The sequence below is a fragment of the Planctomycetia bacterium genome (assembly GCA_034440135.1).
In the GTDB taxonomy this organism is placed as follows: Bacteria; Planctomycetota; Planctomycetia; order Pirellulales; family JALHLM01; genus JALHLM01.
Genome location: JAWXBP010000456.1, coordinates 1 through 9797 on the forward strand (window position 1 = coordinate 1; position 9797 = coordinate 9797).

The 9797-nt window shown below is 60.5% G+C and carries 8 protein-coding genes; 7 read left to right on the forward strand and 1 reads right to left on the reverse strand.

All coding sequences use genetic code 11. From position 1 onward, the window contains the following. On the forward strand, positions 1-745 hold a 745-nt coding region (locus SGJ19_26220; GenBank protein ID MDZ4783759.1), incomplete at its 5' end, for a [protein-PII] uridylyltransferase. Positions 746-869: 124 nt separating this feature from the next. Here SGJ19_26220 and tatC read toward each other — a convergent pair. Beyond that, complete coding sequence (tatC, locus tag SGJ19_26225) at positions 870-2108, reverse strand: twin-arginine translocase subunit TatC (GenBank protein MDZ4783760.1); 1239 nt, start codon at positions 2106-2108, stop codon at positions 870-872. Positions 2109-2290: 182 nt separating this feature from the next. On the opposite strand from tatC, the gene SGJ19_26230 reads away from it, so the two are divergent. The 6 genes from SGJ19_26230 to SGJ19_26255 all read left to right on the forward strand — a co-directional run bounded on the left by SGJ19_26230 (position 2291) and on the right by SGJ19_26255 (position 9475). After that, entirely contained in the window at positions 2291-3271 is a 981-nt protein-coding gene (locus SGJ19_26230) for a type I phosphomannose isomerase catalytic subunit (protein ID MDZ4783761.1), read from the forward strand. A gap of 145 nt (positions 3272-3416) precedes the next feature. Next, positions 3417-5600: a hypothetical protein gene (locus SGJ19_26235; protein MDZ4783762.1), complete on the forward strand. Its 2184-nt coding sequence runs from the start codon at positions 3417-3419 to the stop codon at positions 5598-5600. A gap of 63 nt (positions 5601-5663) precedes the next feature. Then, the gene (locus SGJ19_26240) at positions 5664-6080 is read left to right on the forward strand and encodes a helix-turn-helix domain-containing protein (GenBank protein MDZ4783763.1); all 417 of its coding nucleotides are present in this window, start codon (positions 5664-5666) and stop codon (positions 6078-6080) included. Next, positions 6077-6688 (forward strand): mobile mystery protein B, encoded by a 612-nt coding sequence (locus SGJ19_26245; protein MDZ4783764.1) that lies wholly within the window; start codon positions 6077-6079, stop codon positions 6686-6688. The genes SGJ19_26240 and SGJ19_26245 overlap by 4 nt, the downstream gene beginning before the upstream one ends. A 128-nt stretch (positions 6689-6816) precedes the next feature. After that, positions 6817-7932: a hypothetical protein gene (locus SGJ19_26250; protein ID MDZ4783765.1), complete on the forward strand. Its 1116-nt coding sequence runs from the start codon at positions 6817-6819 to the stop codon at positions 7930-7932. Positions 7933-8035: 103 nt separating this feature from the next. After that, positions 8036-9475, forward strand: a complete 1440-nt coding sequence (locus tag SGJ19_26255; GenBank protein MDZ4783766.1) for an aldehyde dehydrogenase family protein — start codon at positions 8036-8038, stop codon at positions 9473-9475. Positions 9476-9797: the final 322 nt, after the last annotated feature.

A 9797-nucleotide genomic window follows, 5' to 3' on the forward strand; every position in this document is an offset into this window, starting at 1 on the left:
GCAACCGGGTTGGTACGAGCGGCAATTGGAGGCGTTGCCCAAGCGCTATTTGCTCGCCGGCAGCGCGGACGAAGTTGCGGCAGCGCTGCGCGAGCTGGGCACCGTCGCCAAGCACGGCGTGATCGCCCGGGGCCGATATCTGGCGGATCGCGGCGCGGTCGAATATACCGTCAGCACCAACGAGGCGACGGCGCCCGGCATTTTTCATCGACTGACGGGCGCGCTCTCCAGCCAGGGGACCGAAATCCTCGCGGCCGAAATCAATACGCTGGCCGACGGCCTGGTCTTCGACCGGTTCTACGTGCTGGACCTCGATTACCAGGGCGAACCGCCGACCGATCGCATCGACGACGTCTGCAAAGCCCTGCGGCAGTCGCTCACGAACAAATTGGATCAACCGAAGTTCCGTCGCGTGTGGCGCACGGAGGCCGATCCGGATTTGATCCCGCGGCTGCCGACGCAGGTTCGCATCGATAACAGCACTTCGGACCGCCACACGATCGTCGACGTTTTCGCCGCCGATCGCACAGGCCTCTTGTACACGATTACGCGGACGCTGTTCGAAGCTGGCGTTTCCGTCTGGGTCGCCAAGATCGGCACGTATCTCGACCAGGTCGTCGACGTGTTCTACGTCACGGACGCCGGCGGCAATCGCATCGAAGACGAAGAGCAAATTCAATTGCTCCGCCGGCGGCTGCTGGAAGAAATCGCCGCGTTTGAAAGCGCCCCGCTGCAGGAAGCGTAACGCGCCCGCTGGCAAATCTGTATCGCGCCGTTGTGGCACGGTCGGGAGACCGTGCCACAACGCGCTGGGCGAAACTCGGCCACAACGCGCTTTCGACCATGCCTCAACGCGACGCGCGTCTTTGCTACGCCGCGGCTTCTTCGAAGGGGCTCTTGTTTCGCGGGAAGTACTTGCAGAGGCCGATGGCCAGGAAATACAGCACCGTGAGCGGCAGGGCCATGAAGAAGATCGTGTAGGGGTCCGCCGGCGTGAGAATCGCCGAGACGACGAAGATCACCAGCACTGCGATCCGCCACTTGGCCAGGTACTGCTGCATCGTGAAAATGCCGATGCGTTCCAGGAACAACATCACCATCGGCAACTGAAAGCTGACGCCAAAGGCCAACGGCAAAATGATCACGAAGTTCAACCACTCGGTGATCCGCGGGTCGGGATCGATGCCCATGTCGCGGTTGTAAGTCAGCAGGAAATACAGCACCGGCTCGAAGACGGCGAAGAAGGCGAATAGCGCGCCAAACAGGAACAGCCCCAGGCTCATGGGGCCATACCAATAGACGTACCGCTTCTCGTGCGGATACAGCCCCGAGGCCACGAACAGCCAGAGTTGGTAGAAAATCCAAGGGCTGCCCAGCACCGCTCCCAGCACGAAGGAGGCCTTGATGTAGATCATGAACGATTCCTGCGTGCCGAAAGATTTCAGCCGCAGGCGTTGGTCCTTGCTCATGGGATGCCAGAACAGCATCGGCGTGAGTTGCGCCAAACGCAGCGTGACTAGGGGAACTTGAACGTCCTTCGGCAACGTCGGGTTGAGCCGTTTCAACTCCACCAACATTGCATCGGCGTTTTCGAACTGCTGACTTGCCGGCGGCAATTTCAGCGCTTCGCCGTTAAGCGGATCGGCGTAGATCTCCTGTAACTCGGCGGCAAGCGCTGCGACGGTTTTGTATTGTTGCTGCGGTCGTCCGTACCGCAGCAATTGTTGTTCAGTGAGCTTTTCGCCGCCGGGCGTCAGATTGGTGAGGTTCTCCGGACTGACGAAGACGAAATCGAACAGCATTTCGTCCTGGATGATGATGTCCTGGAGGTGGTCCTGCGTCCAGGCGATTTCCGACTCGGACATGTCGCGCTCGCGGAGCATGTCTTGCAGATCATCGAGGGCTTCCTCGGCGTAGTACGTTTCCAGCGCACCTTGCAGCGGCGCTTGCAGCACGCGGACGACGTCCTTGCCGAAGTAGAGGCCGATACCGAAGCCGATCAACAGCCCCAGCACGGCGCGCATCAGGCAACGGCGAAGCTCATCGAGGTGCTCCCCGAAGGTCATCGTCGTGTCTTGGAAAAGATCTTCCTTGGGCAGCTTCAGCATGGCGGGAGTGAATGCATCGGGAGGACAGCGGGCAGCGTTATTCGAGCCCTGCCGTGTTGGGCGTCGGGCGGTTTCGCCGGCGACGCCTGTTCGCGGCGACGCCGATGCTCCATGATAACCTGCCCACGGCGGTCGCGCGTTCCATCGATGATACCAGCCACCTGACAGGGTCACAATGAACGATGAGCACGACACAACCGCTGTATCCGTTGAGGTTTAAGCCCATTTTCCGTCGCTATCTCTGGGGCGGCCGCCGGCTGGGGGAAGTCCTCGGCAAGGCGATCGGCCCCGAGGCCGACTACGCCGAGAGCTGGGAAATCGTCGATCATGGCGAGGACCAAAGCGTCGTCGTCGCCGGCTCGCTGGAAGGGGCGACGCTGCACGACCTGGTCACAAAGCGCGGCGGCGAACTGCTCGGCAAACATCATCCGCAGTCGCGATTTCCGCTGCTGTTCAAGTTTCTCGACGCTCAGCAAACGCTCAGCGTCCAGGTGCATCCGGATGACGCCCGGGCAGCGAAATTGACTCCGCCGGATTACGGCAAGACCGAGGCCTGGTACGTGATCGACGCCCAGCCGGACAGCTTGATCTTCGCCGGGCTGAAACGGGGCTTCGATCGCGACACGCTGGCGCGCGAGCTGCACCGCGGCACCGCGGAGATGTGCTTGCATCGCTTCGAGCCGACTTCGGGAGACTGCGTCCTGCTGCCGGCCGGGCTGATCCACGCGATTGGCGCCGGGTTGCTCGTGGCGGAGATTCAGCAATCGAGCGACACCACCTATCGCCTCTTCGATTGGAACCGCGTGGGTCCGGACGGAAAGCCACGGCAACTGCATTTGGACCTGGGATTGGAGGCGGTCGATGATCGGCTGGGACCCGGCGAAGCCCGCGTACCCAGCGCGACGAACCAGCCAGAATGCGTGCAACTGGCCGCCTGCGATAAGTTCGTCCTGAACCGTTGGCAGTTCACGGCGCCAATCACGATCGGCGGCGACGACCGCTGTCATATCCTGGCGGTGGTCGGGGGTTCCGCGCTCCTCGACGGCGATCCGACCGGCAAACCAGTCCCATTCGGCGGCACAGCGATCTTGCCAGCCGCCTGCGGCGCGGTGAAGATCACGCCTGTTGGCGAAGCGACGGTGCTGGACGCGACGTTGCCGTAGTCCACGCCAAATCTCGCATGCGCGACTCGTGTCTCCCCATTCGCGTTTTCGCCATTTCGCGCTTTCGCGATGAAATAGAGGTATTCTTGGTTTCATCGCGAAAGCGCGAAATGGCGAAAACGCGAAAGAGTTTGAAGGTGACGGCGTGAAATCTCGGTCACGTAAAGAGCGCGGTCAACCTGCAATAGTCGAGGCAACTGCGCCGCATGCTTCAACGTGGAGCACTTGGTCGATTGTCGTCGGCGTGTGCTTCGTCGCGTATCTGATCGCGTTCTTTCGCGGATCGTTGGGCTTGCCCACTGCGCCGGAGATGACGCGCGGTTCGTTGTGGCAGTTCGTCTTGATTCCAGACGAGCTGGCCGCGAACTGGTTTGGCGAAAACGGCGACTGGGAAATTCGCGATCGCGTGCCGATTCTGGCCGGCGCGTTGCTCATTCATACGTGTGCGCTGTTGTTGGGCTGGCCGTTCATGCAATACTTGCCGCAGCGCTGTGTGCCGCTACGGTTGCTGGAACGGCTTTTGTTGACCGACGGAGTGGGGCTAAGCTTTCTTTCCGTTTTAATGCTGGCTCTCGGCCTAAAGGGCGACTTGCGCAGGCCGGTGATAATCCCCTCCTGCATCGCGGGCTTGATTGGGGCCATGCTTTGGTATCTCGACTGGCGAAAGCGATCGAACCCATCGCCGAGATTTACTCGCGTTTCTGGCTCCGATTGGCTCTCTTTGCATTGGCTGTGGCTGGCCGCGCCGTTCGTGTTGCTGGTGATGCTCGGCGGCATGTTGCCCCCCATCGAGTTCGACGTGCGGGAATATCACCTCCAAGCGCCCAAGGAGTTCTATCAAAACGGCCGCATCGAGTTCCTGCCGCACAACGTCTATGCCAATATGCCCCTCGGGGCGGAGATGTGGGCGCTGGCGGCAATGGTCATCAAGCAGGACTGGTGGCGCGGCGCACTCGTCGGCAAAACGGTGATTGCCTCGTTGTTGCCACTCACGGCGTTAGCTTTGCTCGCGATCGGCACACGGCTTGGCTCGCGAACCGCCGGCATCGTGGCGGCGCTGTTGTATGTTTCGTTTCCTTGGCTGCTCCAAGTTTCCATGCTGGGGCTGATCGAAGGCGCCGTCGCGCATTTCGTGGCGTTGACCTTGTTAGCGATTTGCATCGATCGCACGGCGGAGATCCCACCCTGGCAACAGTTTCTCCTGGACGGCCTGGCCGGCTACTTCGCCGGTTCCGCGGCCGCGTGCAAATATCCGGCGCTGCTCTTCGTGGTCGCCCCGGTCGTGGCCTGGGTAGGTTGGTCGGCCCGAGCGCACGGTGCGTTCGTCGTATGCCGTCGCGTCTTGTTCGCGGCGTTGTGCGCGCTATCTGCTTGCGGTCCCTGGTTGGCCAAGAACTGGGTGCTCACGGGGAACCCCACTTACCCGCTGTTTTATTCCGTGTTCGATGGCGCGACGCGGACTCCGAAGAACGCCGCGCAATGGCGCGAGGCCCATCGACCACATGGGTTTGGTCCGCTGGAGTTGTTCGAAGCAGTTAAGCGAGTATTGCTTGACAGTCCTTGGCTTGGTCCGATGATTTGGCCGTTGGCGACACTGGCCGCGGCGTACTTCGTGATGGATCGACGTCGCGGCGCTGCAACGCAAGCGGCGCTCGACGAACATCGTACGCAGTGGTGGGCGATGGCCGGCTTCGTCGCCTTCATCTTCGCCTGTTGGTGGCTGTTCACGCACCGCATCGACCGCTTCTGGCTCCCTGCTGCGCCGCCGCTAGCGCTCCTGGCTGGATATGGCGCAGCTCGCATCTCCGAGTTGCTCTTACGGCGAGTTGTGATGGTCCTGCTGGGCGTCGGACTGCTCTGGAGCCTGATCGTGGTCGCGTCGCCATTAATCGCGTACAACCCTTACTTCGCACCGTTAGCGGAATTGCGCAACTCGCCAGTACGGGTCGATCCGTGGATCCTGGAGCTGAATCGTCGCGGCGGAAAGGTGCTGTCGATCGGCGAAGCGGCCGTCTTCGATTTCGAGCAGCCGGTACTCTACAACACCACCTTCGATCCCAGTTGGCTGGAACGCTACCACGTCGGCGACTTAGGTGCGTCCACGGAGGAGACGCTGGCTGCCTTCGACAAACTGGTCGCCGAACACGGTCTCGATCTCGTGTACGTCGATTGGGACGAAATTGCCCGCTATCGCGCGCCGGGGAACTACGGATTCGACGCCAGGGTGACGCCGGAACTGTTTGAGCTGCTGGTCGACGAGGGTCGGCTTACCACCCCCCTGAAGGGAGTGTCTTCGAGCAGGGGCGAGGTTTATCCGGTCCAGCGCTAGCGGCTGGCCGTGCTGCGAAACAGTTTCATTGACTTTCCTATCAAATACGATATGATATAAATCATGATTCATATCGAAAATGATACATACTGGATCGACGGATTTGACCGGCGGCGCGCCCAAATTGGCCTGTCCAAGGCGGACCTGGCGCGTCGGTCCGGCATGTCATTACCGACCGTGAATCGGTTTCTGGCCGGCAAAGAGCCGCGGCCAAGTGTTCAGGTGGTGCAGGCGATTGCTAACACTCTCGGGCTCAAAGTTCAATTGGGCGCTGAAATCGAGGTGATCGCGCCGCTTGATCCGGCGGCGTTCCGAGCACAGGCAGCGCTAGCTAAGGCGGAACGCTTAATTCGCCTGGTGCAGGGTTCCATGGCATTGGAGTCACAAGGCATCGAAACGAAGGAACTCGAAGCGCTCAAGCAACAAACCGTTCACGAACTGTTGGCCGGCTCGCCGCGTCGCCTTTGGAGCGAGGAATGAGCTTCGGGACGCCGATCGAGGGCGAAACCCTGATCGACATATCCGGCCTGCGCATCGCGGGAGTCACGAATCGACGCGAATTGAGTGCAGTCGAGGCCGGAAATATCCGTAAGGCCATCGTAAAGTATCTGGCTGGGCGTGTTTCGAAGCGCTCCGCCCCGTTTGAGTTTGATTGGATCCTGCGATTGCATCAGCAAATGTTCGGCGATGTCTGGGATTGGGCCGGCAAGATACGATCGCGCGATTTGAATCTTGGCGCTTCCCACTTCCTGGTCAGAGGCGAACTCCAGGGTTTGCTCGAAGATTTGCACGCCTGGCCTGGACTGGGCATAACTTTTGTCGAACAGTCGGCCCGCCTGCATCATCGCGCAGTGAAGATCCATCCGTTTGAGAATGGAAACGGGCGCTGGGCCCGTTTGCTGGCGAACATTTGGCTGCGGAGGAATCGACAGCCGCTAATCGAGTGGCCGGAACAAACTGTCGGGGCGACGAGTGTCGTGCGCGAGGAGTATCTCCTGGCGTTAAAGGCGGCCGATCACGGCGACCTGGCCCATTTCATCGAACTTCACCAGCGGTTCTGCGCCAAGCCGGAACGTCGCTCTCAATAGCCATTGTGGCTTCCCGAAGGTTGCCCGGGGGTGGCCGGTCGGGTATTTTCTAGATGGATCGTGCGCTAACGAGATGGGCGCCGATTCTCCCCGCCGGTGCCGGTCCCGCCCCTTCCTAAGGAGCCGCGATGAGCGTTTCGTCCCAGGCTGTTTCCCCCGAGTTGGCTGCCAAAGCGAAGGCGGCTCGCGAGAAGCTCGACGCCCATACTTACGAGACCGTCCAGTGGCACTTCCACCCCTCGACCGGGTGTCCGTTTTGGCTGGAGTACGCCCAGGGGCTGAAGTTCGATCCGCTGCAAGAGGTCAAGAACTACGACGACCTGAAGAAGTTCGAGCCGTTCAAAGACGAGTGGCTGCGGGGCGGCCCTGTGCGGCGTTGGGTGCCGAAGGCCTTCGAGAAAGACCCTGTTTACGTCTTTGAAACCGGCGGCACGACCGGAGTGCCCAAGAGCCGGATTGCGATTAACGATTTCCGAACCGATTATTCGCTGTTTAGCGAGACATTGCCGGATGAGTATTTCCCCAGAGGTTCGAACTGGCTGATGTTGGGTCCCTCCGGGCCGCGGCGGTTGCGGCTGGCCGTCGAGCACCTGGCGCAATTTCGCGGCGGCATCTGCTTTTGCGTCGATCTCGATCCGCGCTGGGTGATTAAGCTCATCAAGAAGGGCTGTATGGAGCACCTCGAAGCGTACAAACAGCACGTCATCGACCAGGCGATCACGATCCTGGGCGCCGGGCACGACATCAAGTGCATGTTCACCACGCCGAAGCTGCTCGAATCGCTGGCGACGGCCCTGGAGAAGCAGGGGAAGACGATCAAAGAGTGCGGGATCACTGGCATCTTCTCCGGCGGCACCGAGTTCACGCCGCAGTGGACGCGGTTCGCCATGGAGGAGTTGATCGAGGGGGTTTACATGACCCCCACCTATGGCAACACGCTGATGGGCCTGGCCTGCTCGAAACCTGTGACCCCCGACGATGGTTACAAGATCAGCTACTACGCCCCGCAACCCCGCGCGGTGAGCGAAGTGGTGACGTTCGAGAACTACGACGAGATCGTCCCCTACGGCGGCACCGGCCGCGTGAAGTTGACCACGTTGACCAAGGAATTCTTCGTCCCCGGCTTCATGGAGCGCGACGAAGGCGAGCGTGAACTGCCCTACGAAAAATACCCCTGGGACGGCGTCAGTGGCGTCCGTCCGTTCCACGAACTGGCGGAAGCGACGACCGTCGGGGTTTATTGATCGCCAGTTTGAAGTTTTCAGTGTTCAGTTTTCAGTGAAGAGCTGACCGGAACACAAACTGAAAACTGAACACTGAAAACTTCAAACTACGGAGCATCCGTCTGTGCTGAAAATTCCTGTCCTGCGTTGGGGCAAGCCTTATCTGTCGTTGGAGAACGATCAGGTTGTGCATTTCGTCTCTGGCGAGGCGATGGCCGAGGTGGGGCAGGCGAACGGCGGTTTGTTGCAGCGCGATATGCGCTTCGCGCAGCGGGCGCGCGACGTGTTGCGCGAGTTCTCGGGCGCGCAACTCGCCGAAATGATGAAGCAGGCGGCCGATCTCTATGCGCACGGCACGCTCGCCATGGGGGACGGCACGCAGACTCCTGAGGAGTTCGCCCGCGCGCAGTCAGCCTCGACCGGGCTGCCGGAACATATGTGCCGGTTCAACATGCAGAAGAATCACTTCGTGCTGTCGAATATGGGCCAGATGCTCGACGCACTCACGCGCGGGCTCGATCTCACCGTGCTCACGCGCGGCTGGGGCGTGGAGAATCGCGGCGTCGTGGTGAGCTACCAAGCGCAGTCGCCGGTGATTGGATTGGTATTGCCGTCGAATTCGCCCGGCGTGCATACGCTGTGGTTGCCGGTCATTCCCATGCAGATCGGCCTGGTGATGAAGCCTGGCTCGCAAGAGTTGTGGACGCCGTATCGCATGACCGAGGCGTTCTACGCGGCCGGCATCCCGCGCGAGGCGATCTCCATTTATCCCGGCGGGCACGATGTTGGCGCGACGGTGCTTTCCACCTGTGCGCGGAGCATGATCTTCGGCGGCAGCCAGACGATCGAAAAATATAAGGGCGATCCCCGTGTGCAAGCGCACGGGCCGGGCTTCAGCAAGATTCTGCTGGGCGACGATTGCGTCGACGATTGGGAAAAATACTTGGACGTGATGGTTGACAGCATCTTCCTGAACTCCGGTCGCGGTTGCATCAACGCGTCGGGCGTCTGGGCGTCGCGGCACACGAAGAAGATCGCCGCCGCGATCGCGGAACGGATCGGCCCGACGGAAGTGAAGCCGCCGGAAGATCCGACGTCGGCCCTGGCCGCGTTCACAGTGCCCGGAGTTCCACAAGCGGTGTGGAAGATGATCGAGGCGGACTTCAAAGACAATGGCGTCGAGCATATGACCGAGAAGTTCGGCCCGCGGCTGGTGGAGATGGAGCGCTGTGCCTACCTGCGCCCGACGATCGTCCACTGCGAGAGTCCATCGGCCGCGATCGCCAACAAGGAATACATGTTCCCGTTCGCGTCCGTCGTGCAATGCCCGCAAGAGAAGATGATCGACACCATCGGCCCGACGTTGATCTGCACGGCGATCACGAACGATCCGAAGTTCGAACGGGCTTTGACCGACGCGGTTCACATCGACCGCTTGAACATCGGCCCGATCCCGACGACGAAGCTCGATTGGATGCAACCGCACGAAGGGAACATCGTGGAATTCCTGTACCGCGCACGAGCTTACCAGGTGATGCCGGAGCGTCTTCAACGAACTAACTAAGTCGCGAGGATTTAACCGCGAAACACGCGAAACACACGAAAAGGGGAGAGAACAAGAAAGGTAAGAAAGAATAGAAATTCGTCCACGGAACAAACGGAAAGACACGGAAGAATTCAAGTTGGCCTCTCCTTTTCCGTGTCCTTCCGCGTATTCCGTGGACAACCTTTGTTGCGTTCCCCCTTTCGCGTGCTTCGCGTATTTCGCGGTTAAATCTCTTCCGATATCCAACGGCCGACTACCTAGTTTTCCCTATGCTCTCCTTCGATTTCCAACCGCGCACGCGCATTGTTTTCGGCCCTGGCAAGGTCGAGATGCTGGGGGC